We start from the raw sequence: 25122 nt of genomic DNA, 5'->3' as shown, positions 1-25122 counted from the left end.
TCTCTTTCACCCTTGATAGGGATAGGCGCACTTGGGGTGGCCTGTCCGCTACGAGTGGTAGAGGGCTTCACAGGCTACAAAAGGTCATGTTAATTAGACGGTCGAGTCAACTAGACCTAGCAGGCCCCGGGAGAGTTGCCGCGACGGCGAATCTCGGTGTCCGTGGGGCCGCGCCCCCTCTTTCAGGAGGATTCACAGCCATGACGAAGCGTTCGGAAGATGAAGTGTCGACGGAGGAGTTTCCGTCCAGACTCTCCACCCCGCCTAGCCCCAGCGCGCCGCGCTTCCTCTTCGAAGTGGAGGGCGTGCGTTACGAGGCGGTGCGGGAGGTCGAGGTGCGGTCGAATGGCGAGAAGCTCCTGAAGGTGGAGCGGCGAGTGGCGGATGGAGTCTTGGCAGGCCTCTCCCTGGTTCGCCGAATTGCCAGCCCATCCACGTACATGATGCGCAAGCGGATGATTGAAGAGGTGCAGCTGGCCTTTCGCCTCAACCACCCCAACATCGCGCAAGTCTTCCATATGCAGGTGGATGAGGAGGAGGACGCCCCCTACGCCATCATGGAGTACGTGGGTGGGCCCTCGCTGGAGACGTTGGTGTGCGCGGCGTTGGTGCGAGGGCAGCCCCTCTCCGAGGGCTTTGGCTTGTACGCGGGGGCGGAGGTGGCGGACGCGCTGCACTACGCGCACACGCTGACGTCAGAGAAGGGTGTGTCTCTGGGCATCGTCCACCGTGACGTGAGTCCCCGGCACATCGCCTTGGGCCTCCATGGAGAGGTGAAGGTGCTGGACTTCGGCTCGGCATTCTCGCTGCTGGTGGGGCGGGAGGAGTCGCCCGAGAATCTGCTGCGAGGGGACGTGGCCTACGCCTCTCCGGAGTACCTGCGCAAGGAAGGGCTGACGCCGCGCTCCGACGTCTTCAGCCTGGGGGTGTTGCTCGTGGAAGTCTTGACGAGCAAACACCTCTTCGAGGTGCGCGACGTCCCAGTGGTGGCGAAGGAGAGCCGGTTTGTCGCGGAGTCGCAGCCCTCGTTGCCGCTGCAGCAGATGCAGGCCCTCATGGAGGCGTTCGGCCCGGACGTCGTCGAGAAGGCGGTGGGCCACCTCAGCCAGGACATCAAGGCGGTGTTGCACACGGCCCTGCGCCTCAACCCCGAGGAGCGCTTCGCGACGGCGGCGGACATGAGGGATGCGCTGCGTGGTGTCGCCCACGTCCAGCTCCGCGAGCCCTATGGGCGAGCGGAAGCCGCCAAGGAAGCAGCCCGTGTCGTGTCCGAGGGCGGGGTGCTGCGTGACCAGGTGGAGTTCGGCGAGGCCGGCATCTACCCGGATGGGCTGGAGAAGCACGAGTTGGGTCTCCCGAAGAAGGAGTAGGCCGCCGATGCTCTGCTTTCGCGTCCTTCGCAATGGCGAGCACCTCACCACCGCGGGGCTGCCGGACTTCGGAGTCCTCCACACCATTCTGTCGTGGGTGCGCCGCCCTGACGACGAGACCAGCGCCATCCCTGAATTCACACTCCACGTGGGCGGCTCTGAAGGTAGGGAGTACCGCGAGCACCTGACGTGGTGTGACGCGAACATCCGCGCGGGCGATGTCCTCATCGTGGAGGTGCGTGAGGATTTGGAAGCCGACCCACCGAAGGAGCGCCGCAGCGACCCAGAGGCGGGGCTGGACGACGTTTCCCGCCTTCAGTTGCAGAAGACGCGCCTGGAGAAGTTACTCGCTGAGGTGGATGCGGAGTTGCGGGAGCGCGGCGCGGCGTAGCGGGGTGCCTCCTCCTTCGGACGGGGAGGCGCTCCGTCATCGCCGGGGTCCGCTCGGTTGGGGGGGGCGCGTGCTCCGGTGCAGAGCCCCGAGGTATGGGGCTCTGCCCGCCGTGTCTGCTCCCTGCTCGGAGACGCCGGAGCGCTGGCCGCAAGCAGCCTGGCGCTGGATGGGCGGGCGCCCACGGGGCGCAGCTTCAGCGGGCCAGCTCCGTGGTGATGCGGACGAGGGCGTCCAGCTTCGCCGCATCGAGCTTCCGCGCGAGGAAGAGAAGGCGGCGCAAGGTGACGTCATCCTCCGGCCGAGTCCGTGCCCCTCTGTCGGAGGCCTCGGTGAGGCCCATCATGTCCTCCGGGGAGACCATCAACTCGATGCACAACTTCTTCAGCGTCTCAACGCTGGGAATCATGTGCCCGCGTTCGATGCGGCTGTAGACGGCTGAGGCCATCCCCACGCGCTCCGCGACTTGGACCTGCGTCAAACTCATCTGCTCCCGAGCGAGACGGGCAATGGCGCCCAGGTGCGCTGCAAGCTGTTCGTTCATGGGTGAAATGGAGTATACCTGAATTTCAATTTGTCAAGGGAGTACCATCCATCAGCGCACGTCCGGCAGGATTTGGATGAGGGCGAGCGCCTGGTGCGCGTCCAACTGGCGCACACGGCGGAGCAGGGCCTCCTTGGCGGCGGTGACGACGTCCGGTGGCAGTGAGGCGGGGTAGTCCAGTAGCTCGTTGGGAGTGGTGCGGAGCGCGGAGCACAGACGGTACAGCGTCTGGACGCTGGGAAGCATTCGGCCGCGCTCGATTCGGCTGTAGACGATAGGGGAGATGTCGATGAGCTGGGCCACCTCTGTCTGCTTCAGGCCAGCGCGAAGGCGGGCTGCGCGGAGGGTGCCGCCGACGATGCTGGGCAAGGGACGGGAGGGCTCCTTCGGAAGGGCGAGGCCACGGGCGTCAGGGTGGATGTACATTCCCAAGCAACTGTACCTGATAGTCTAGTTGTATTCACCTTGAGATAGGCTTGAAACCCTCTGCGGCTGGTGGTCGGGGTGGGATAAGACTTCGCGCGATTTCCCCGGGCTTCTGGTAACGTGGGCCGGCGTCCGGGAGGGAGTCGCATGCGCGTGGCCGCAGTCCTGCTGTCCGACACAGTCTCCAGGCGGAGGTCGCCATGAGGGACAACGGCCCCCCGGCCGTGCTGTCTCCCGGGGACGTGGTGAAGGGCTACACGGTGGTGCGGCACCTGGACCAGGGCGGCTTCGGCACCGTGTACCTCGCGACTCAGGACGAGCAGCCCTGCGCGCTGAAGCTCGTGGAGCGGCAGCGCGTGGAGGGGCGGGTGGAGAAGGAAGTCTCCATCCTCCTGCGCTTGAAGCACCCCAACGTGGTGGGGATTCGCGGCTTCACCTACTGGCAGGCCGAGGAGCGCGACTTTGCCCTCATCGCCATGGAGTACGTGGAGGGGCGGAAGCTCAGCGCGTGGGTGCGGGAGGAGAACCCCTCGGCCCGGCGGATTGCGAAGGTGACGCTCGACGTGGCGCGGGCGCTGGCGGCCTCGCACGAGGCGGGAGTGGTGCACCGGGACGTGAAGGACGCCAACGTCATGGTGCGCGACGCGGACGGCCTGGCGGTGCTGGTGGATTACGGCATTGGGGACTACGCGGGCGCCCCCTCCGGTGTCACCCAGTCCATCTTGCCGCCCGGGACGATGGAGTACCGGCCCCCTGAGGCGTGGCTCTTCATACGGAAGTACTTCGGCCAGAAGGGCTTCCGCTACGTGTCAGTCCCCTCGGACGACGTGTGGGCCCTAGGCATCGTCCTCTATCGCCTCCTCACGGCGAGGCTGCCTTTCGACACGGGGGCGGAGGAGGCGTACATCCAGGGCGTCATTGACAAGTCACCTGTGCCCCCTCACTACGTCAACCGCTTCGTCCCGGAGCGGCTGGCCATGTTGTGCATGCGGCTGCTGGAGAAGGACCCTGCTGCGCGTCCCGACGCGAGCACTGTCTGTGCGGCCCTGGAGGAGCTCCTGTCCGGGGCGGAAGGGGAGGCGTGGGACACGCCCCTGTTTGACGCCTATGGCCCGAACTCGGCCACCACCGAGAACGAGGGCAAGGTGAACAAGCTGGAGCGGTGGGCGAAGCGGCCCCTGCGCCAGATGCGTCGTGGCAAGGCGCTGGGGCCGGAGCTGCCGGAAGTCCCTGGCGAAGGCAGGCCCGCGGCATTGCCGCCCGAGGCCCCGCTGGTGCCTGCGGCCACGCAGCCCGTGGAGGCGCAGCTGCCGGGCTTGGCGCTCGAGGCCGGGGTGGGGGCGGAAGCCGCGATGGAGGCGGACGCCGCGCTGCTCGTGGCGCCTGTGGCCCCCGTCGTCGAGGCAGGGCGGCGCTCGTTTCTCTCGCGACTCCGGCTGGGGCGTGTGCTGGGGGCGGGGCTGCTGGCCATGGCCCTCGCGTCTGGGGCGTACTTCTCACAACGGACGGCCTCACCGAAGCCGCAGGCCGGCCCCGGTCAAGAAGTAGCGGCATATGCCAAGAAACCTCAAGCTGCCCCGGCCGCAGCTCCCATCGGGCCGGAGGCAACACCTGCGGCCGTCGCGCCCCCTGCGACGCTTCCCGAGGTGACTGCAACCGTGACGACCCCCCAGAATGACACCGTTTCCTCCCCGCCAGCGCCTGCGAAGAAGGCCGCGAGGAGCGTCCGCACTGCCCTGGCGACGACGGCCCTTTGCGGCGCGTTGGCCTGCACTGGTCCCCAGGTGCGTCCGGCTCCGGATCCTGAACTGTGCCCGGCAGGCGCCACCAAGGGCATGAAGATGCTCGGCATGGAGATTGGGGACAAGGAGGCGGCAAGCTTCGTCCGGGGAGAGCAAAAGTACGTGACGGTGAGGGATGGCACTGCACAGATCATCCTGGGCTCGGACATGGCTACTTTGTCTGGGCGACTCACTATTGCCGACCGCGTCTATGTCCGACTGACTCGGGCGCGCACGAGCAAAGGAAGCTTCCCCGTGTGCCTGGAAGTGCTGGACTCCTCTCAGAAACGAGGAGCGGAGATCGAAGGTGGCGGAGGAGATACCGGTAAGGCTCGCGTGTACTCTGCGATTTTGGTCAAGGCAGTGAGTGAGTTTGAATGACCCGTCGCTGTTGGGCAGGCGCCCGTGAGTCGCCAGCAGTGTTGCTGTTGGCGTGGTCCAGGAGAAACGTCGCGTGCATCATTCCGTGTCGGCCGTGCTGCTTTTCCTCCTCCTCGCAGGAGAGGGGGTGGCCCTAGAGCGTCGAACAGTTTGGGTCACGCCGCGCGCAGGTAGCGCGCGGCGACCTCAAGGTTTTGGACGGCCGCGAGGCGCCTGAGATCAAAGAGGTTGCGGCGCGTGCCTCGATAACGGGCCTTCGGCCCCTGGCGGTTGGCGAGATGCGCCAGGCGATGCTCGACACCGACACGCTCGCGGAGTTGTGCGCGGCCCGCGCGCGACTGCAGACGTGAGCGAAGGCGCTTCTGGAGCCGCTCGTCGTCGCCCATCGTGACGCTGCGCCCTCTGCCGGACGCCGCCTGGGTACAACTCGCGCGCAGCTTGCACGGCCCGCAGGCTTCCGGGTCGAATTGCACGACGGCGCCGGGCTCGAAGGGCTCCACCTCGCCAGCAGGGCACGTGAGGGTGCCGTCGCGGATGTTCACTTTGAAGTCACGCTTGCCGAAGAGTCCGGGCTTCGCGCTGACTCCTCGCCACGGACGGCAGACGACGTCGCCACCGCTGGTCAGCACGTCTTCGGTCATTGAGCTGTTGAGGTACGCCCTGTCGATGAGGAGGACGTCGGGGAAGAGCTCTTGGTGGGCCATGTCTTCCTGCAGTGCGCCCGTCGCCTCCTCTTCGGGGCGGTTGGCTGGCGTCACGGCGCAGGCAACCACGAGCTCAGTGTCGAGGTCGGTGCCGATGTGCTGCTTGTAGCCATTGAAGCGTTTGCTCTTGCTCTTGCGCCCGTGGCGCATGTCCGGGTCCTCGATGGAGATGCGCCTGTCGGCCGCCACACCCTGTCGAATCCGCACGCCGCCCTCGGGGCGCGGCTCGAGGTCCTGTGCCTTCACCTGCGCGAGCGCTTCGATGTAGCGCGTCAGCGGAGCAGCGGCGCACGACTTCGACTGCCTGGCCACCCAGGCCATGAGGCGGTCGAGCTGTCGGCAGAGCCGATTGAGTGCGTCGACCTTCGCGTCGGGCGCGCTCCAGTCGATGTCGAGGCCGGCCTTGATGCTGCTGGCCATCAGCAATGGCGCAGCGGCCTGCTGACACACCTCCTCAACGTCGGTGCCGAGCACGAGCGCCATGCTCTCGGCCACCTTGCGGCCTGCGTGGCCGAGCAGGTTGATGGTGTCCTCAACCCGCCCGGCCCCTTCCAGAGGGCGGCTGTCGACCCCCACTCGCAGCGTCTTCGGCGTCTTCTTCGGGTCGAAGCCCTTGGTTCGCTTCGCCACCTCGACGGTGCGCTCCAGCAGCCGACGGTCCATCTCGGTCGCGATGAGTCGCTCCCTGAATTGCTGCAGCCCGCCCTGGGAGAAGGCGGGCTCGTCCTCATCCGCGCCGAGTCGGTCCAACACCATCCGCCACCGGCTGTCCGTGCCCGACAGGCACACGGCTTCGGCGTCCGAGGCCTGCGTGTAGGCCTGCACCAGCAGCGCCATGCACATCATCGCGGGCGGCTGCGGCTCTTGGCCCTGGCCCGTCTGTCGGTACATCGCTTCGAGCTCGTCCTGAAAGGCCTCGTCGAACAACTCGTGCCGATGCTCGCGCAGGAAGACGAAAAGCTTCCTGCTCTTCCCCGCCAGCCTCAGCAGGCGCTGCTCCCGTGCGCTCTGCTCCACAGCCGGCTTCCAGCGTTCCATGCGCCACCTCCAAAGGTGGCGACCTGACCACGCGACGACAGCCCGCGTCGATCTCCTGCCGCTTGCCTGCTCCCTCGCCGTAACCTGATCGGCGCTCTAGCGGCTGCGGGGTTCGCGCCCGACGAGGCGAATGCGTCACTTGCCAGCGTCGCAGCGCGCCTTGGCTGGGCGACTCCTCCCACGATCGTGGAGAAGGGAGACTCGGCGACACTGCCGACACGCCAGTACATTTGTCGGTCGCTCACAGGTTTTGGCCCGCTCGAGTTGCTCTTGGAGCACGCGTCGGGAAACGGGACTGACTTCGCAGTGCTGGCCCAAATGCTCTTCCCTGGCAGTTCGCTCGGCGAAGCAGAACGTGCAACTGACGGACTCCTCGCGCTCGGCACATTCGCGCGGCGCACTGAGCCGGGGAGAAACGAGCAGCCGCTCCTCCCAACGCGCGTCCATGTGCTCTTTCGCGGGTTGCCGCCGCTCTATTCGTGTATCAATCCGAACTGCTCCGCGCGTCGTAACGGAACTGGGACTACGCTCCTGGGTCGTCTGTACACGCAGCCACGCACGCAGTGTGAGTGCGGTGGGCGCGTATTTGAGCTGCTCACTCACCGCGACTGTGGCGCGGCCTACCTACGCGCGTTCGCGACGAGCGCGACGGCGGACTTCCTCTGGCACGAACGTGGTGGGAAGCTGACGGAGTTCGGCAGGCCCCTTCATGAACTGCACCTGTTCCTCGAAGAGCCTCACCCGGAGCAGAGAGGCGCTGTCGAACCTCTGTTGCTCGACGTCCAAACTGGCCGCGTTCTCGGCACCGCGAGCGCGACGACTAGTGGAACGCGCCTCTGCTTCCGCGCTCACGTGGCAGCCGTCAAGGTCACTAACACGACGACGTTCAGCGTGTGTCCTGCCTGCACGCGAACGACGCAGTCAAATGGCTCCCTGAAGATCATGGATCTCGCGACTAAAGGTGAGCAGCCTTTTGCCAACCTCGTGAGAGAACAGTTTGTTTCGCAACTTGCGACCAAGGGGCCGAGCGAGCAACACCCGAACGAAGGCCGCAAGGCGCTCCTTTTTAGTGACGGTAGGCAGAAGGCTGCTCGACTTGCGCGCGATCTACCGCGAGAGGTGGAGCGCGACTCGTTCCGCGAGGCGCTGGTCCTCGCTTGCCAAGAGCTCGCGCAACTTTCCACGCCTCAGCCCGCGATCCTCGATGAGACCATGTATGCGGCGTTCGTCGCCGTGTGCGCGCGCCACCACCTCCACTTCTTCGACGGGCGCGACCAGGACAAACTCCTCGAAGAGTGCAGGCAGTTCCGTAAGGACTTCGACGACCTTGATACGGCCCTCGCAGATAAGTGGCGTCCTACACCGCCGACACGCTTCCGAACTGCGCTGGTCCGCCAAATAGGCGACCCCTACTACTCGCTCGTTGCAGCCTGCGCGGCGGTGGTTGAAGCGGCGCCTGCGACTCTCCGTAAACTGCAGAAGCGGCTCACCGGCGTCGGCACATCATCGATGATCGATGAGGTCGCGAACGCGTGGCTCCGTGAGATGTTCCGTATGTACGCGTTTGATCCCGCCCTTGGGAAGGACGCACGCCTCGACGAGTTCCCCTTTTTCCAGCCTGTCCGTGCTGCTGACGGGCTGAAGAAGTTCTTTGAGCTTATCCGTGTGCGGACCGGACTCAGTGCTGCCGATGTTGAGCGACTCCGAGACGAACTCTTCGAGGTCTTCACCCGGGAGGCCTCCGCTGGCGACGACTCCGGTCGCCTCGTCATGACCGATAGCATCGTGATGTGTCTCGCGCTCGACGCAGAATGGTTGCAGTGCACAGTCTGCGGCCACCTTCAGTTGAAGCCGTTCTTGGGTGTCTGCGGGAACTGCCAGGACAAGCGCCTTGAGAAGCGCCCACCCGAGCACGAGTACATGCGTTCGCGGAAGGGTTTCTTCCGTGAGCCACTACGCGCGGTCCTCAAAGGAGCGCGGCCGGTGCACATCACGGCTGAAGAGCACACCGCGCAACTCTCCCAGCGCGACGCTGGTGATGTTTACGCGACCACAGAGGAGTTCGAACTCCGTTTCCAAGACGTCCCGCTCGGCCCCGACAAGCCACCCGTCGACATTCTGAGCTGCACGACGACGATGGAGGTCGGCATCGATATCGGATCGCTGACTGCCGTCGGCCTTCGAACGGTTCCGCCCCAACGTGAAAATTATCAACAGCGTGCCGGTCGCGCGGGTCGTAGAGGTACGTCGGTCTCGTCCGTTCTCATGTTCGCGCAAGGGGGGGCGCATGATGCCCATTACTTCGCCAACCCACAGGCAATCATCAGCGGGCCGCCGCGCGAGCCGCGCCTGAAGGCTGATAACCCGCGCCTGGCGCGGCGGCATGTCAACTCGCACCTGCTTCAGACTTTCTTCCATTCGCGCCTGGACTCGCTCTCGGCTGAGGCGCAAGCGGAGATCGCTAAACACCGACCCGGCATCATGAGCGCGTTCGGCGATGCAAAGGAGTTCTTCGAAGGAACGGCCGAGTTCTCGTTCGGGGAGTTCGAGCAGTGGATGAAGAGGGAGGTGCTCACCCCGAAGAGCGCCATCGTCGAAGAGGTAGCTGGCTGGCTCCCGGCGGCGATCTTCAAGACTGAGGGGGCCGACGAGAAGCGGAAGTTCGTACGGGAGATTGCCGACACGCTGCTTCACACTCTCACTCAGCTACGCGACGGGCGCCTCGGCGCGTCGAGCGGTGAGGCTGTACCCAGCGAAGAGGATGCGAACGACGACGATACTGGAGGGCTCCTGGACCTCTGCTTCGAACGCGGGCTCCTGCCGTCCTATGCGTTCCCGACAGACCTGTGCAGCTTTGTAATTCAGGAATGGGACAAGAGCACCCTACAGTGGCGGATCAAGGTCGCCGAACGGCCACAACTCGCGAAGGCGCAAGCGCTGAGCGAGTACGCGCCAGGGCGCCTCTTGGTCGTGAACAAGCAGACCTATCGTGTCGGCGGCGTCTTCGTCGACGGGCCGCCGTCTGCAACTCCGGCGGCAGCGCTGTTTGCGCAGCCGCTCAACCGCTACGTAGGCTGTCCGCAGTGCTCCTACATCTCGATCGAGGGTGGGAGGGCGTCGGCTCGTACGGTCGAAGGCTCGCCATGCCCGGTGTGTCGCACGCCGCTCTTCGTCCGCGAGTACCTGGACCCGCCGGGGTTTTCGCCAGAGGAGGGGCGTGCGCTGCGCGAGGGTGATCGCGAGCAGGACGTCACCTACGCCTCGTCAGCCCAACTCCCCGAGATCGCCAGTCGCGACGAGTTCGACTGGAGGGATGGCCCCGGGGTCAACTTCAGCCACGCGTACGGTGAAGACGTCCTGTTGGTCGTGGCGAATAAAGGGAAGGATGCGGCAGGCTTCAGTGTGTGTGCGAGCTGTGGCGGCGCGTGGATTGACGGCGATGAGCCGGACGGTTCTCACGCGCGTCCGTTCCTTGTTCCGAGGCACATCCTCGAACGTGATGGTGCAGGGCGAGCTTGCAACGGTGAGGTGCGGCGCGGTTTGTTCTTAGTGCACGACTTCCGAACCGACCTGCTTCTGCTGCGCGGCGCGTTCCGTCAGCCATTGGACTTTCAGCCGAAGCAGCCCTGGCTCTACGACGCGCTCGCGACGCTCGCTGAGGCGCTCGCGCTCGGTGCCAGCCTTCATCTCGACATCGACCCGGGTGAGCTCTCCGCAGGGTTCCGCTTGTTGCCGAAGCTCGTGGATGGTGACCAAGGAGTAGCCGAACTCTACCTCTTCGACACCGCCGCTGGCGGCGCGGGCTACGCGGCCGATGCTGGCGAACAACTGCAGCAGGTCCTCGACCGGACGGAGGAACTTCTCCGCGTGTGCCCGGGAAACTGCGAGCGCTCGTGCACGAAGTGCCTGCGTCACTACGGCAATCGCTTTCTACACGGGCGCCTCGACCGTCGCCTCGCGTACCAACTGCTGCGGTACTTCCGCGCGGGAGAGGTCCCTCCCTTTGCATCTGTGACCGAGCAGATCCGAAAGCTGCGTCCGCTCGCCCGCTTCCTCGAAATGGAGGGGTGGACCACAGTAGCGGACCCGAGCGGTGCCCTGCGCTGCGAAGGACCACGCTCAATGACGGTGGGTATCTATCCCGCGTTCCTCGCGAGCGATGCCGCTGAGATGACGCACCCGACTGTAGCTCCCGGCGATGCCCCGCGCGTCATCTTGCCGGACTACCTCGTGGAGCACGATCTGCCCTCTGCATACCAGCGCGCTACGGGCCTCACGAGGCCGAGCACATCCGCGCCTCGTCCTACGGCTCCGACTCCATCGACGGGGCGTATCGTCGAACTCCCGATAAAGGACTTGCGAAGAGCAGACGATGACAAGACTCACGGCAAGGTTCGGGTGCTAGTCGACGTCGCCCTTGCTGCGGGCGCGTTCGCCGTGCGCGTCCCCAGCCCTGGTCTCAGGAACATCGGATTTGGTGCTGGCGGGTGGCTCGTCGTCCGCCCTGTTTCGCCTGGCGATCTCGGTCCCGACACGTGGATAGTAGTCCTTCGACCGCGCGGAAAGTTCGGGGCCACTGGTTCGGAATGGACAGTCGCGCACGTGAAGGCGTTGCTGGGTGATGAGGGGGCGCCGTCGCGGCTGCAAGTCTCGTATGGCAGCGCCACGGGAAGGGAGTACCGCCCTGAGCGACTCGAACGCACCGAGGTCACGCTCGCTGCGGCGATCGTGTGCCACGCCGACGAGGCACCCTAATGGCGCGCTTCATCCCCGAGATAATTCCGACGGACATCGTCCACGATTCGGAGCGAGTCGTCTATGAGGCGCTGCGAGGTCTCCCGACGGGCTTTGTAGTTCTCCACTCGTTCCCCTGGCTCCGTCCCATGCGTGACCTTGTGGGCGAGCCACTCCGCGAGGGCGAGGCGGACTTCGTCATCCTCCATCCGATGCGCGGTCTCTTGGTCCTTGAGGTAAAGGGGGGCAAGCCGGAGCTGACAGGACGCACGTGGTCTCGCGGCGGGAAGGAGTTGCGTGACCCGTTCGACCAGGCTCGGAAGAGTCGCTATGCGCTCCTCGATGCGATTGAGGAGCGCACCCGCAAGCGCGTCCACCGCGGAATGTTCGCTCATGGAGATGTCGTCGTGTTCCCGCACGCTCGGTTCTCGGGGACACTACCAATCAACAGTGATCCTCACACCCTCGTTGATGCACCAGGCCTTTCGACGCTCCCTGCGAGGATCGAGGAGGCGTTCACTGCATGGGCGCGGAGCGAAACGCACCTGACTCCAAGCCAGTTCACAGAGCTTCTTGATGCCTTGATGCCGAAGCTGAGGTTGATACGCTGCGCAGGGGCGGAGGTCAGCGCGGAGTATCATCGCATCGTCCAGATCACGCTCGACCAACGTGCGACCCTGTTGGGGCTCCTCGAGAATGAGCGCGTACTCGTCGAGGGCACGGCGGGTTCTGGGAAGACACTCCTATCTCTCGAGTTCGCGTTGACGCGCGCTGACCGTGGTGAGCGTGTCTTGCTCCTCTGCTACAACCGCCACCTTAGCGCATGGCTTCAGGAGCAAGCCAAGCACGACCCGAGGGCACACCGTGCTGGCGCGCTGTTGGAAATCTCGACGTTCCACGCATGTGCTCGCCGTTTGGCGCAGCGAGCGCGTGTGGATTTCGACGTCCCAAGCACCGGCGAACAGGCATTTTGGGATGAAGACGTCCCGCTCATTATGGAGCAATCGCTTGAGGTCCTGCGCGCGCGGGGGCAAGCAGAGGCCTTTGATGCGATCGTCGTCGACGAAGCGCAGGATTTTGCTCCCGACTGGTGGGTAACGATTGAGTCTTTATCGCGCATAGGACAGGCAGGTCGGCTTTACGTCTTCCTTGATATGAAGCAGAGCCTGCGTGGCGTGGCGAAGCTCCCACCGGTTTCGCTCCCGGTCCGCTTCCGGCTTACAACGAACTGCAGGAACACGAAGGCCATCGCCCGAAGCGGGGCAGCGCTCGCTGGCATCGACATTCGTCTGCTGCCCGGCTCGCCGTCAGGAGAGGCGCCTGCCGTTCGAAGAGCAGGGACGGCGGTGGCCGAGGCGGGGTTGGTGCTCTCCGAGGTTCGGCAACTGCTACTGCAAGGCATCAAGCCGCAGCAACTCGCGCTGATCGGTGTCGCCTCCCACGCGAAGGGCTCGCTCGCTCGTCACGCGGAGGTGGACGGGATCCCTCTTATCGACGACGCCGTCGACTGGAGGCGAGGCGCCGGCGTTCTCGCGACGACAGCGCGCGCATTCAAGGGACTCGAGGCAGACGTCGTGGTCGTTTATGGTCTCAGCGGGTTCGGCGCGTTCTTCACGCCGACCGACCTCTACGTGGCATGGACGAGGGCAAGGCATCGCCTTGTACTCGTTTGCCAGTCCGGCGAGGTACGCGCGACAGTTGAGGCGGCGCTCTTAGAGGCCGAACGGAGTTCAAGAGTTGCTGAGGCTGTTAACCGAGGCAGTTAGCCGCCGCGCGCCTGCCCCGGTTCGCTTTCAACCTCTCTCACTGGTGACACTCTCTGGACCTGATTGGACTGACAAACCGAAAGTTTCACAGGGCGTGCGAGCGCCGTTAGAGAGGAATGGCGCCGCGCGGATCAACGGCCAGGTGCGACCGCCCTCACTCTAAGTGGGGGGGGTAGCGCGGGCCCCGCTGGCCTTGCGCCGAACCCTTGAGGACCAGCAAAGCAGGTAAGAGACGAGGCGAGAAAGCAGAGAGAGATGCCTTCCCAGAAAAATCAGAGCGGAAATAGCGGTTCTCCAGGAGAATGTTGTTAACCGCCTCCCCAAAAGTTAACAGCACCTGTTAACCGCTCTCGGCCTCTCTCTCCCCAGAACGGGTGAAAGAGCGGTCCAGAGAGCCCAATTGGCGGTGGAGGAGATGGGGCATCTCGCTCTGCAGAGTAGAGAGCCAAGGGGACCCTCTTCATCGCCGCGAGCCAGAATCCCTTGTGATTCAGGGGCTTAAGCACCAAGGCCCCGCGATTTTCATCGCGAGGCCAATGTAAAACAAAAGGGCCCTACCGGTTGGTAGGGCCCTTCGTTCAGCTCCCCGAACGAAGGCTTCTGCGAACCCGTTCTCGGCTTTTCTCTGAGAGGACTCAAACTCTCTGAGGGCCGAAAACCGAGTGATGTCCAGCGGTTTCAAAGAAGTGGTTGGGCGAGCCCTTCAATCGGGGACCGAATGAATGTCCGCAAACTACACGGTGGGTGACCTCCCGTCCATGGTCTTGCTCCTCTCGGCGTCCGCTTCACAAGGAGTGTGTGGCGGCGACGCTCGTGGGCACGCGGGCGACGCGCTGAGGTGGGTGAAAGTCGCATGCTTCGAGGCGTGCGCAGGGGCAGAGACGAAGCCTTGTCCACGTGGCCATCGCGGCCAGTCTGGCCAGCGTCCACCACCTCCGTGCTTGGTGTCGAGCTGGCCGCGCGCGGGGGCAGCGCTTCGGGCGGCGCCGAGCCGGCCGCGCGCAACGGCTGCTTGGTGCGCCCCGACGCCGCCTTCCCTCGTTCTTCTCCGCTACGGGACCGCGGCGGCCCCTTACGCGCTGCGCCCACTCGCCTTGACCCACGGATGACGCAGTGCCCGGATTTCGGGTAGGCACAGGGGGGGCCGACCACGTCCTTGAGGCGCGCGGAACGCAGCGACCGAATTTTGGGTAGGCACAAGGGAGGCCGGGCCTCGGGGATGACACAGGACATGGCCTCGAGCCAGGGATGCGCCAGGCGTCCTCCGGTGGGAGGGAGCGGGAGCGGTTGTTCGCTGGGGAGGGGCGTCCGGATGGGATTCCGGGCGAAGACGAGCGCGCGAGGTGAGGGGGCCGCCGGAGGGGGAGCCGCCAGCACGCGCGTCGTCACCATGATGATTCCGAGCGTGTGAAGAAGAGGAGACGTGGTGGCGGCCATGCCCGATTGGCCCTCCGCGGAAGCGACCTCACCTGCGGTGCGCCGGTGGGCTTCTACCACCTGACGGCAGGGAAGGGCACGGGGCGGACTCGCTGGCACAGGGCAGGTATGAGTAGGCCACGCGCGAGTCGGCGCCCTTCGCGCTGAAGGAGGTGCGCTTCGCCGAACTCCTCCGCTGTCACTCTCAGGTGGCGCCCTTCAGCCGCATGCTGACGCCGCGGCGGGAGGACTTCCATGCCGCGGTCGTCCACCTCCTGGAGCGGCGGCTCCGCCCAGGAGGCATCGGACGCGTGATGCCTCCTGCTCGCCATCGCAGGGGAGGCAAGGCGCTACACCGGATGGCTTCGAGGCGAGCTCTGAATTGCCTCAAGAGGATGAGGATGCAGCCGAGGTGGAGGACGCCGGGAAAGTCTCCACCTTCACCTCGTAGCGGGTGCCGAGACGACGGAAGTTCTGAAGCCAGGCGAAAGGCCGCTCCACCTTCCAGCGACGGCAATATCGACGCAGCTCATGCTCATCCTGCGTCTTCGTCTTGCGTCCTCAACGGTGCGGGGCAATCAGCTTCACTCCCCGTTGGTGCCACAGTCGCTCGTCGAGTTTGTCAGCGTCATAGGCTTTGTCGCCGATGAGCCGCTCGGGAAGCTCGTCGATGAGGCTCTCGTCGAGGGTGGCTTCGAGGAGCTGGGTTTCGTGGGGAGAAGCGCTTGCCGCGTCAATGGCGAGAGGAAGACCAGCGCCGTCTGCAGCTGCCATGACCTTCGTCCCTTTGCCCCTCTGCGTTTTCCCGACGCAGGGCCCCCCTTTTTCGCCGAGGCGAAGAACGCGTCGACGAAGCCTTCCTCCAGGTCGGATCCTCTGCGCTCTTTGAGGTCCAGGGCCAAGGCTCGCAGGACGGTGCGGAGAGTCCCCTCCCTTACCCAGCCCTGAAACCAGCGGTGGACCGTTATGTAGGGCGGATACTTCTCCCGCGGCAGCTCGCTCCATTGGGCCCCGGTGCGCAGAATCCACAGGATGCCGGCCCACAGCGCCCGTGAGGGCGTGGGCGTTCGCCCAGGCCGGTCCTCCCGCTTCAGCTTCCTCGCTGGGAGTAGCGGCCCAATCAGGCTCCACTGTTCATCAGTCAGGTCCACCGGGCTGCTTCGAACATGGCCATCCCCTCCATGTCGATCAGCGGCCTGGTTATCGCCCCCATGCCTGCTCGCTCAATTCTGAGACCACTTGTAGCGAGAGCGGCCGACCGGCATGCAGCAAGAGCGCGAGACATTCTTTGCGGCCACCGGGGCGGTCGAGGGGGCCGTATCGGCTCCATTGGCGAGTCCGGCAGCCACAGCAGCATGACGGCGCGAGCATGCATGCGCGCGCTTCTTTGGGAGCGATTGACAGGCCGTGTCCCAGGTAACCGGGGCACGGTACTGACCATGATTGATTGGCGCCCTCCTCCTGGACGGAGTCGAGACTCTCATGTCGGTGGCGAGTGGCACCTCGCGCTCAGTATTCCTCAATTTCGACCGTGAGTACCTGATGCTGGCGTTACGCCCAGCGCCCCGTCGTCGATGTTGAGGACGCGTGAATCTCCGAGCGCAGGTGGCCGAATTCGCCGCATCAGCCGCAGGCGCGCCTCCGGGCTGGTGGGCATCGCTAAGGGCCCGAGAAGCCTGGCTCCGGCTTCTGTCCCCGCAGTCATGCCAACGGTGCACTGCGCGGTCGCAAGCCGCCGCGTCCAAGGAGCGGGCAGGTGCACCGGTCGATCCACGAAGGTGCTGGGTTCGGACAACAGCGGACTAGGGGCTGTACGGGGGGCTGCCGCCGCCCTCGTTGTCCCAGCCATCCTCCTGGTGTCCCGAGCCGTGCCATTCCTCAGCGGGCGATGCCTGGCGCGACAATGGGCTTATGCTCCAACTGCCGAAGTCCAGCAATTGGAGGGTGTGGTCCTCCGCCTGGATGCGATAAGCAATCCACTGGTCGCCCAGGAATACCCGGTGAATTCCTGGAGAGACAACTGCGAGTTCCTTCGCATGGGGGCGGCTCACCCTAGACGGGGACTGAGCGGCGTCCTCGGCCGCCGCAGCGAGCATGTCCAGCCGCTCCTGGATGGGCTGGCGCTCGGAGGGAGGAAGTTGTTCGTACGCCTCCGATAGTTCGGGGACGATGGTGACGCGATACGGCATGGCGAGACACCTCAGTGAAGAAATGGGCCCGCCATGCTTGCGTTTCGCCCGGAAGGCCCATGTGCGTGGTGGAGGAATGGAAAAGACGCGTTCCGGGGCTTCTCTGGACTTATGCCCAGGATGATGGGGCTGAAGGCGAATAATCTCTGCACGTATTGGAAAAAATTGGTTGCCCCCTCTAGCTCTTTGCGATTCTTCAGGAGAGTCTCTCGAAAGGAAGGCAGGAAGTCTTCAAGTGGAGTGGTTCCTTCTTTCGGGCTGCGCCTCGTGCGAGCGTTGTGTGGACTCCAACGGCAGTACTTGGCGAAGCTCGTCCACGGAGACCGATAGCACCACGGTGTCGCTTACTGACTGGACGATATGGGTAGGCAGCTCGACCCGGCCGGCGTGGAAGAAATTCCAGAACGCTCCAATCTGGTCGGCGGCTTCGGAGCGCAGCTTCACTTGAAGCCCCTCAACCTTCCAAGTCTCGCTGTCAATGGACAAGGCCTCCACGACACCTATCTGCTGCCCCCCTGAGGCCACAACGGTACGACCTGGGCGGATACGCTCTGAAAATCGCATGTGTCAACTCCACTCCTTCTCATCAAGATGGACACGCGAACGTGGGAGTGCCGTGGGCCTTGCGACGCATGGGCAGGCGGAGTATCGGGCGTTGGTGCCGCTCGCCTGCTGCTGCAGGCTGCGAGGGTGGGGCGTGCGATACTTGGATGAGCCTCAGTCGGGCGAGCAGCCGCATCACCTGCCATGTGGGGTCTAGCTCGAAGCGCTTCGCGGCGAAGTCCGGGCTCGCCGGTCGGGCGTGATGGTTGTTTTGGAACAGCTCGCCCATGCACACCACGTCTAAACGCCCGATCATGAATCTCGTACGCGCTCAGGCGGCACGCCGCAGATGGACCTTGCGGAGGATAGGACTGGCACGCCGCTGGGCGTTGCGAGCGTGCAGGTATGCATGGACGCGCCGCATGAGCTTCAGGAGGGTGCGGCAGCGATGGTTGCGAGTGACGTTGGCGTGGAGGTCCAACCAGACGCGCTCAATGCGATTGGCGTCCGGGCAGTAAGGCGGCAGGAAGTGGAGGACAATCCGGCCGCCGAGTTGCTCGAGCGCCTTTCTCGTCTTCTGGCTGCTGTGGATGGAGGCGTTGTCCAGGATGAGGTGGATTCGTGGGGCGCCACGGTACTCACCGGCGATGCGCCAAAGCAGTTGGATGAAGAGTGAGCTGGCCTTCGACTTGCCGTCCACCCAGGTGAGGCGGCCCATCTTCGAGTCCAGGGCGCCGGCCAGGTATCGCTTCTTGTTGTTGCCTGGCGTGAGCACCACCCGGCGCTGGCCGGGCAGGCACCAGTCGCGTCCCACCTTCGGATTGAGGTGGATGTCCACCTCGTCCACATAGAGGACCGGCTCGTCGGACCGGGCACATGCTTCCAGGCACCGCAACTCGAAGAGACGCCGGCGCCGCTTCCAGCCCGGCGAAGGGCAGCCCACCACGGGTTTGGCCGCCTTCAGGCTCGCACCGAGGGTGGCAAGCGCACGGCCCATGGTGGCAACCGACACCCGCGCCAGGCCCCGGCGCTCCATCTCCAGCGCGAGCAACTCCCGTGTCCACGTCGGGCGGCACCAGCCCACCTCTTCGGGAGTACCCGCCAGCACGCGCGAGAGAATGGCGAGGAAGCGCGCATCCACCTTCGCTTCGCCATTGGCCGCCCTGCGGTCCACCAGGGCTTTACGCCGTCCCGTCCGGTAGCGATTGACCGCGGAGACAACTGTGGAGGTGGCGCACGCCAGAGCACGCGCTACCTGCCTGCATGATTCGCCGCGCGACACTCCCACCACCGCCATGCACCGCCGCAGGGTGAGCGGGCAGCCGCTCCTTTCACCCCAACGGATGAGGGAGCGACGCTGCAGCCGCGAAAGACGGGGCCTACCTTTGTCCCTGGGCGGGGCCTTTCTGATTCCTGGTCTTCTGCGCACACAGAGCCGAACGGGATGTGCCCCTGCCTCTTCCTGTCGCCCCGCGCGCCTGCCCGCTCACCAACCGCGATCGAGAATCACGAGCGGTGGTTTAGTGCTTGGCGACGACCTGCCCCTGGGCGGTCACGAAGCCATCCAGGCGCGTGTGGCGATGGTCTCTGGGATGCAGCAGGAACGCTCAGAAGTAGCCTGGAATCATCAGCGCGAACTGGAGCTCCGAGACCTCGGCCCCGATGACGACCTGGTCGGCTACCCGGGTGCCGACGGCGTGGGGTTGCACACCCCGAGGATCGACCGCGGCATAGGCCTCGACGGTGATTAGCACCCCCATCCACCGTCTGCCGTTGATGGTCGTGCTATCTCCCCTGGGGGCGATGCCGAGAATCCGTCCCCAACAACGCACCCCCTCTGCCAGCAGCTCCGATTTCTTCTGCTGCAGTTCGCGATCTCCGCGGGCGCCGTAGACGAAGCCGGCGACGAGCACCAACACGATGACCAGGCTGCCCCACAGGGAGCCCCCCTGTGTCAGGGAAGAAGTCGCCTCGGCGGACAACGCCCTTTCGCGCGCTTCGCTCACTAGCCTTGACGCACTGCTGAATGTGGCCTGGACGCACCCATGACGCGGCGACCGAGTTTTGGGTAGGCACAGGAGGTACACTCCACTGCCGGTGGACTTCATCCGCCATCCCACCGATGCGCGGAGTCTGCCCACCACGGGGGAAATATGGGCGCGCGAAGCACTCTCGAGCGATGGCTGGAGCGCATCGAAGCCAGCCTCAGCGTAGGCGTGACCATTGGCACGGCCGTCGTTGCCGTGCTCGGGCTCGCAGCGTTCCTCATGGCAATTGTGCGCAGGGGGCTCTTGGCGGGAACCTTCGACGCTACCACCATCGCGCACCTGCTCGATGTCGGGTTGGTGGTGTTCATCGCGCTTGAGCTCTTCAAGATTGGAATCGCACATCTGCGTAACCGCAGCATCGTGCCAACGGTGATGGAGGCTGCGCTGATCGCGGTCGTCAGAAAGATTGTGGTGATGGAACTCGACGCGGAAACTTTTCCGAGGGTCCTGCCCCTCTCGCTGCTCCTGCTGTCCGTCGGCGCCACCTGGTTCCTGGTCCATCGGTCCCACGCCAGCATTGGCCCTGTTTCGAACCGCGAATAGACGGTGAAGCCGCTTCCCGATGATGATGGCGCCCGCTGCCGCGAGGCAAAGCGCCTTCGCTACTTCCGCGGCCGCTTGAAGAGGTCTCCAAGGCCCTTGCGTGCTCGGTTCACCGGGTTCTCGCTCCCTTGCTGCGGCTGCCCCCCTGGCAGCAGGCCCTTGGCGACGTCCAGCGTGCTGCCAGGCTTCACCTCGGGCGCTCTGAGCGTGCCCGTGATCGTGAGTGGGATCGTCACCGGCGCCTTCATTGGAATCGCACCGCGGGTGATGGCCGAGACGAACTGCTCGGAAGCGTTGATCGTACCCTTGAGCTCCAGGCGCTGATCGAGGCCCACCCGGCCATCCAGCGTCCCGGTGCCAATGTCCGACTGGAACGCCATGGGCTTCGTGAACGCGACCCATCCGCCCTGGACCCGGAACTGCGCGCTCAGATCGTTCAGTCGGGTGCCCTGCGCCGCTTTCTGGACCGTGCCAGTCGCGTCCTTGAGCCCCAGTGCCTCCAAGCCCCGCGTCAGTACCGGAGCCACCTCCGCACCGACGTCTGCGGTCGTGAGGGCACCGTCGCGAAGCTGCACGCTCCCGCCGCCGGTGACGCTGTCCCGCGCTTGGGCCCAATCCACTCCGGTACCGGTGAGTTGAAGCTCGCCGCTGGCCTTGCCCCTCAGTGACGGGTGTCCCGAAAGCGACTGGAAGGCCTTCGCGGTGTCCATTCCGGCGAGGACCACCTTGAGTGTCCACTCCGGCTGCTTCTTGGTGAGGTCCACCCGGGTCCCCGTGAGGTCAGTGTGCCCGCCATAGATCGTTGCGCCACCACGATGCACGAGGAGCACGCCGTCATCCAGCCTCGCCTGCGCGTCCACGTCCGTGGCCACGAGCGCACCGTGGTGGAGCTTCGCCAGTTTAAGTGTTCCTCCCACATCGACCTTCCCCAACTGCGCGCGCACCGAGGCAGGCAGCGCGGTGGCCGATTCTTCATTCTTCGGCTGCGGTGGCAGCACTCCGAGCAGGTGCTTCACGTCGAGTTCCTGCCCTTGCAGCGCGAAGCGAACGCGCGTGGGCGCCATCCAGGCCGAGGCCGTGCCGCCGAGCTGGATGCCGGGGCCCTTGAGCGCAATCTGCGTGAAGTCCACCTTCGCCGCCTTCGCATGGGCCGGGTCGATGCGCGAGGTGAATGCGAACGAGCCGCTCGCCGGCTCACCGCGAAGCCTCAACTCTCTTACTGAGCCGTGGCCCGCGAGCGTGTACTCGCCCTGGTCGGTCTTCACGTCCGCGCCGATGTCCATCCGGCCGCCAGTGAAATAACCAGCCGCCCTCGGAGGCAGGAAGTTCCGGAATGCGTTCACTGAGAGGTCCTTTCCGCGCAGGTGCAGCGTCACCTCGGGCACCGGTTGGCCGGGCTGAAGCTTCCCGGCGGGGAGCGGGTCGACCTTGAAGTCCATCGCCACGTTCTGCTCCGATGCGGCGAGCGCTGCCTTCATGGCGCCCTCGAACGACAGACCCGGTCCGAGGCCCTTCAATTCCGCGTCGATGTCCCGAAGCACGACCGCGGCGGTGCCTCCGGCCGCCTGCAGGTCGGTCACATTCACGACGCCATCTCGAATCCGAAGGTCCTCGACGAACGCCCCTCGCTCGGACCTCGGGCGGGTGCTCCCGAGCGATTCGTGGTTCCACGTCCCGTCTTCGCGCCGCACCAGGTTCAGCTTCGTGGCATCGAGCTTCAGCGCGCTCACGCGCACATCCTTGCCGAGACTCCGAATCAGCGGCCAGAGCTGAACGGTCGCAGTCGCACGTGGGGCCTCCAGGAACGGTGGCTCGTTGCCGTCACCCTCGACCCGCAGGTTCGTGATCGCGGCGCCGGGCCTCGGAAGCCAGTGGGCATCGAGCTTTTCGACGCTCACAGGACGGCCGAGGGCGCTGGTGGCGATGGCCTCAAGTTGCCCGCGCAGACGCTCGGCGATCCACGACGGCTTCAGGGCCAGCGCGCCGGCAGCCAGCACCAGCACCAGCACCAGCACGGCGGCCCCAACACCGAGCACGACCTTCAAGCCACGGCGGACGGAGTGAGCGGTTCTCTTCATGCCCTTGTAAGATGAGCGGCCTCTGGCCCCGCGGAGCCCCCAGTCAACCAGGCTCCTTTTGGGCCGCGCCTGCAAGAGACGGCTGTCCCGCCGCCCGTGCGCATTGCCCCTTGGTCGACCGCCGCCGCGCCGTCTGCTCGGACCGGAGCGGGCTCAGCGTTTGTCTTCAGAGGAACGGCGGCCGAGGACGGCGTTGATCTCGGCGCCCAGCAGCAGCGCGAGCGAGGAGATCCACATCCACAAGCTCAGGACGATGATGCCTCCCAGGGCTCCATAGGTGATGCCGAACGTGCTGAAGCGGGAGACACAGAAGGAGAAGCCCAGCGAAGCAGCAAGCCAGACGAGCACCCCCGCCACGGAGCCGGGCGTGATGAACTTGAACCTCTGCCGGGTATCCGGGAGCACGGAGTAGAGGACGGCCCAGAGGAGCATCATCAGCAGCGCCGCGAGGGGAAACCTCAGCCAGCCAGCCAGCGTTGCCCAGGGCCCACCGAGCCGGGTGGCGAGAGCCGGGGCGGCCACCGCGATGAAACCGGCGAGCGGCGCCAGGACGGCTCCCGCCAGCGTCATTCCCAACGCCATCCCCAGGAGCTTCCAACGCGGACGGCTCTCCGTCACATCGTAGGCGGTATTGAGGGCCGTCATGAGACTTCTTACCCCGGCGGTCGCCGACCCCGCGGCGACCAGCGCGCTGAGCGTCAGCAGCCCCCTGCCAGGCCCGGAGGTGAGTTGCGCGAGCTGCTCATAGAGGAGCCGGCTGAAGGCCGGGGGAACTTCGCGCCCCAGCGCGCCGATGAGCGCTTCTACCTGCGAGGGTTGAATGACGAGGCCCGCCAGAGCGACGGTGAGGAGCAGGAAGGGAAAGAGGGAGAGGAGGCCGTAGAACGTGAGGGCGGCCGCCGCGTCGCTCAGCTTGTTGCGCTGCCACTCTCGTCGCAGTCCTCCAAGGATGTCCGTCCACTCCGCTGCGCTGCCGGGTCGGTCCCCGTGTGCCCTGGCAGGACGCCTTTCCGCGCCGGGCGCTTCCTTGCGAGTCAGGCTGCGGGGTCCGCCTTCCATGGTGATCTCCTGGGCGAAAGGTAGTCCTGCCCCGCCTCTGACTGCTTCAAGAGCGCCTCTGAACAGCCAGGCAACCGGGCCCGAGCGCAGGGCAGTCACTAGGTTCATCCGGGGGGCAGCCAGGGTGTTCACTGGGAGGCACCGCCCGCCACCAGCCTGATGACACCTCAAGACGAGGAAACGAGCCATGGAACGCACGGATGCTGAGCGTCTGAAGGCTGTGTTGGCCAAGATGATGGCGGTGCTGGCCATCATCGGCGCCATCAACTGGGGGCTGATCGGCTTCTTCAATTGGAACCTCGTGGAGGCGGTCTTCGGTGGCGGCTCACGTGAGGTGACCAGCGCTCTTGCTCGCCTCATCTACTCCGTCGTGGGACTGGCGGGAGTGGCGCTCGCGCTCACCTTCCCATGGCGTCGGCCGCTGGAAACGACGACAACGACCACGACGACCCGAATCACGGGTGCTGGGTCGAACCGACGGTCGGACGTGCGGGCCTGATGCGGAGAGCCGTTGATTCAAGGGAGGGCTCGACCGTGGTGTGAGCGTGCGCGGCTGGCTCTGTGACATCAGGCGGCACGTGACAGGGCGTGGCAGAATTCTGGCCGGCCATCTACGGTCGGCAAAAATGGCTAGGAGTCTGTGGCGGTAATGAGGCAGGAGGCGAGCGCGGACGAGGTAGGCGGCTGGCCGCCTGATTGAGGCAGCCCGCCGCTAAGCGACCACCGCGTGGAAGAGCTTGAGGAGGTTGTGGGTGGCGCAGATGAGAGCCCACTCCTCCCGGGCCGCCTTCAGGCCCCGCCGCAGCAGGGTTCGGATGCCGCGCGCCTCTTTGATTTGGCCGAAGACGGGTTCCGCAATCGCTTTGCGCATTCGATACACCTCCTTGCCTCGCTGCGTCGCCAGCTTCCGGGCCATCCGCGCCTTCGGGGTGAGTCCCGCAGGCGGACGGCCTCTGACTTTCGGTGGCGCTTCTCCGTGCTTCTGGCGGCCCGTCGCAATGTATGGCTCGACGCCCACCGACTCGAGCCAGCGCACATTCTTCGCGGAGAAATAGCCCGCGTCCGCGCTCAGCTTCCGGGGCACCTCGTCGAGGTGCTCGGCCACCCGGTCCACCAGCGCCGGCAGGTGCTCGGCGTCCGGAGGCTGGTTGGTGAGGGCTTGGGCGACAATCACCTGGTGCGCCGAGTCCACCGCCGCCTGCGCGTTGTAGGCCTGCTCGAAGCTTGTGCCCCTCTTCATGATTCGGCTGTCCGCGTCCGTGAAGTTGCGCTGCGCTTTGGGCGTCGGCTTCCCCTCGGCCGTGTGGGGCACCGTGTGGCCTGGCAAGTCCTGGGCGGGCGGCGGGGGCTCGTCGTCGTCATCATCCTTGCGTTTGCCTGCTTCCGCGGCAGCCTTGGCTTCGGCCTCCAGCGCCTGCCGGGCCTCGCGGATGCGTTGCAGACGCGACTGCGCGCGCCGCAGCTCCTCGGGGAGTTCATCGCCCCGCTTGCCCGTGCCGTGCCGGGCATCCTCCTCCGCGTCGACGGCCTCCGCCTGCGCCAGCAGTTCCTTCACCTGCCCACGCAGCTTCTCTTCCTCCCTCTGCATCCGCTCGTAGCTCATCGCCTTGTGCTTGCTGGCGTTCGCCTTCAGCTTCGTGCCGTCCAGCGCCACGTGCCCCAGCTTCACCAGCCCCGCCCTCGCGCACAGCTTCAGCATCTGCACGAAGAGGTTTTCGAAGTGCGCCCCGTGCCGGCGCCGAAACTCTGAAATCCTCGAGTGGTCCGGGGACTGGTTCGCCGCCAGGACGCGAAAGGCCACGTCCTCCCGCGTCTTCCTCTCAATCTTCCGAGACGACGTCACCCCTGTGCAGTACGCGTACAGCAGCAACGCCACCATCATCTTCGGCTCGTACGGCGGGTAGCCTCGCAGCTGCTTCTCGTAGGGCTCGTAAATGGGGGCAAGGTCCAGTTCCTCCACCACCTCCAGCACGAAACGCGCGAGGTGGTGCTCCGGCAGCCAGTCCAGCAGCGACGGCGGCAGCAGGAAGTCCTGCTGCACATTCCAGGGGCGGAACTTCTTGCTCATGGGGGCATTGAGCCCCCTCAGCTCCTGCCGGGCAAGGCCCCGT

17 protein-coding genes and 2 pseudogenes are annotated in these 25122 nt (G+C 65.5%); 7 read left to right on the top strand and 12 right to left on the bottom strand.

Annotated features, from left to right (window positions below):
• Positions 1-200: 200 nt before the first annotated feature.
• Complete coding sequence (locus QEG98_RS33340; RefSeq protein ID WP_316564148.1) at positions 201-1370, top strand: serine/threonine-protein kinase; 1170 nt, start codon at positions 201-203, stop codon at positions 1368-1370.
• 7 nt (positions 1371-1377) lie between these two features.
• Positions 1378-1761, top strand: coding sequence for a hypothetical protein (locus tag QEG98_RS33335; RefSeq protein WP_141255347.1), 384 nt, complete (start codon positions 1378-1380; stop codon positions 1759-1761).
• Positions 1762-1957: 196 nt separating this feature from the next.
• Here QEG98_RS33335 and QEG98_RS33330 read toward each other — a convergent pair whose 3' ends face one another.
• Together QEG98_RS33330 and QEG98_RS33325 are read right to left on the bottom strand one after the other, a co-directional pair.
• Positions 1958-2305: a helix-turn-helix domain-containing protein gene (locus tag QEG98_RS33330; RefSeq protein ID WP_090491882.1), complete on the bottom strand. Its 348-nt coding sequence runs from the start codon at positions 2303-2305 to the stop codon at positions 1958-1960.
• A 51-nt stretch (positions 2306-2356) separates the two neighbouring features.
• Positions 2357-2674, bottom strand: a complete 318-nt coding sequence (locus tag QEG98_RS33325; protein WP_316564147.1) for a helix-turn-helix transcriptional regulator — start codon at positions 2672-2674, stop codon at positions 2357-2359.
• A 257-nt stretch (positions 2675-2931) separates the two neighbouring features.
• On the opposite strand from QEG98_RS33325, the gene QEG98_RS33320 reads away from it, so the two are divergent.
• Positions 2932-4893, top strand: a complete 1962-nt coding sequence (locus QEG98_RS33320; RefSeq protein WP_316564146.1) for a serine/threonine protein kinase — start codon at positions 2932-2934, stop codon at positions 4891-4893.
• 155 nt (positions 4894-5048) lie between these two features.
• On the opposite strand, the gene QEG98_RS33315 is transcribed toward QEG98_RS33320, so the two are convergent.
• Entirely contained in the window at positions 5049-6635 is a 1587-nt protein-coding gene (locus tag QEG98_RS33315; RefSeq protein ID WP_316564145.1) for an IS1182 family transposase, read from the bottom strand.
• A gap of 186 nt (positions 6636-6821) precedes the next feature.
• Here QEG98_RS33315 and QEG98_RS33310 point away from each other — a divergent pair, with 186 nt between their 5' ends.
• Together QEG98_RS33310 and QEG98_RS33305 are read left to right on the top strand one after the other, a co-directional pair.
• On the top strand, positions 6822-11390 hold the full coding sequence (locus QEG98_RS33310) for a Zn-binding domain-containing protein (RefSeq protein WP_316564144.1): 4569 nt from the start codon (positions 6822-6824) through the stop codon (positions 11388-11390).
• Entirely contained in the window at positions 11390-13135 is a 1746-nt protein-coding gene (locus tag QEG98_RS33305; RefSeq protein ID WP_141593604.1) for a nuclease-related domain-containing DEAD/DEAH box helicase, read from the top strand. Before QEG98_RS33310 ends, QEG98_RS33305 begins: the two co-directional genes overlap by 1 nt.
• Positions 13136-14936: 1801 nt before the next feature.
• Here the strand turns inward: QEG98_RS33305 and QEG98_RS33300 are convergent.
• The 6 genes and pseudogenes from QEG98_RS33300 to QEG98_RS33275 form a co-directional block, all read right to left on the bottom strand.
• Positions 14937-15702 (bottom strand): annotated as a pseudogene (locus QEG98_RS33300) (IS5 family transposase); the annotation flags it as partial.
• 651 nt (positions 15703-16353) lie between these two features.
• A complete protein-coding gene (locus QEG98_RS33295; protein WP_316564143.1) occupies positions 16354-16740 on the bottom strand; it encodes a hypothetical protein in 387 nt (128 codons plus the stop codon).
• A 231-nt stretch (positions 16741-16971) separates the two neighbouring features.
• Positions 16972-17304, bottom strand: a complete 333-nt coding sequence (locus tag QEG98_RS33290; RefSeq protein WP_316564142.1) for a PRC-barrel domain-containing protein — start codon at positions 17302-17304, stop codon at positions 16972-16974.
• A gap of 22 nt (positions 17305-17326) precedes the next feature.
• Positions 17327-17587: pseudogene (locus QEG98_RS33285) on the bottom strand (acyl-CoA desaturase); the annotation flags it as partial.
• 27 nt (positions 17588-17614) lie between these two features.
• Positions 17615-18580, bottom strand: coding sequence for an IS630 family transposase (locus QEG98_RS33280; protein ID WP_316564141.1), 966 nt, complete (start codon positions 18578-18580; stop codon positions 17615-17617).
• A 310-nt stretch (positions 18581-18890) separates the two neighbouring features.
• Entirely contained in the window at positions 18891-19202 is a 312-nt protein-coding gene (locus QEG98_RS33275) for a hypothetical protein (protein WP_316564140.1), read from the bottom strand.
• A gap of 234 nt (positions 19203-19436) precedes the next feature.
• Here QEG98_RS33275 and QEG98_RS33270 point away from each other — a divergent pair, with 234 nt between their 5' ends.
• Positions 19437-19874 carry a phosphate-starvation-inducible PsiE family protein gene (locus QEG98_RS33270; protein ID WP_316564139.1) on the top strand — a complete coding sequence of 146 codons (438 nt, stop codon included), beginning with the start codon at positions 19437-19439 and terminating at the stop codon, positions 19872-19874.
• Between the two features lie 59 nt (positions 19875-19933).
• Here QEG98_RS33270 and QEG98_RS33265 read toward each other — a convergent pair whose 3' ends face one another.
• On the bottom strand, positions 19934-21910 hold the full coding sequence (locus QEG98_RS33265; RefSeq protein ID WP_316568006.1) for an AsmA-like C-terminal region-containing protein: 1977 nt from the start codon (positions 21908-21910) through the stop codon (positions 19934-19936).
• Positions 21911-22105: 195 nt separating this feature from the next.
• Positions 22106-23011, bottom strand: a complete 906-nt coding sequence (locus QEG98_RS33260) for a YihY/virulence factor BrkB family protein (protein ID WP_316564138.1) — start codon at positions 23009-23011, stop codon at positions 22106-22108.
• Between the two features lie 187 nt (positions 23012-23198).
• Here QEG98_RS33260 and QEG98_RS33255 point away from each other — a divergent pair, with 187 nt between their 5' ends.
• Positions 23199-23510, top strand: coding sequence for a DUF378 domain-containing protein (locus QEG98_RS33255; RefSeq protein ID WP_316564137.1), 312 nt, complete (start codon positions 23199-23201; stop codon positions 23508-23510).
• Between the two features lie 213 nt (positions 23511-23723).
• On the opposite strand, the gene QEG98_RS33250 is transcribed toward QEG98_RS33255, so the two are convergent.
• Positions 23724-25079 carry an IS1182 family transposase gene (locus QEG98_RS33250; protein WP_316564136.1) on the bottom strand — a complete coding sequence of 452 codons (1356 nt, stop codon included), beginning with the start codon at positions 25077-25079 and terminating at the stop codon, positions 23724-23726.
• Positions 25080-25122 lie beyond the last annotated feature (43 nt).

The organism is Myxococcus sp. MxC21-1 (genome assembly GCF_032612255.1).
Taxonomy (GTDB): domain Bacteria; phylum Myxococcota; class Myxococcia; order Myxococcales; family Myxococcaceae; genus Myxococcus; species Myxococcus virescens.
Note: the sequence above shows the minus strand (reverse complement) of the source record. Positions and strands in the feature narration are given on the sequence as shown.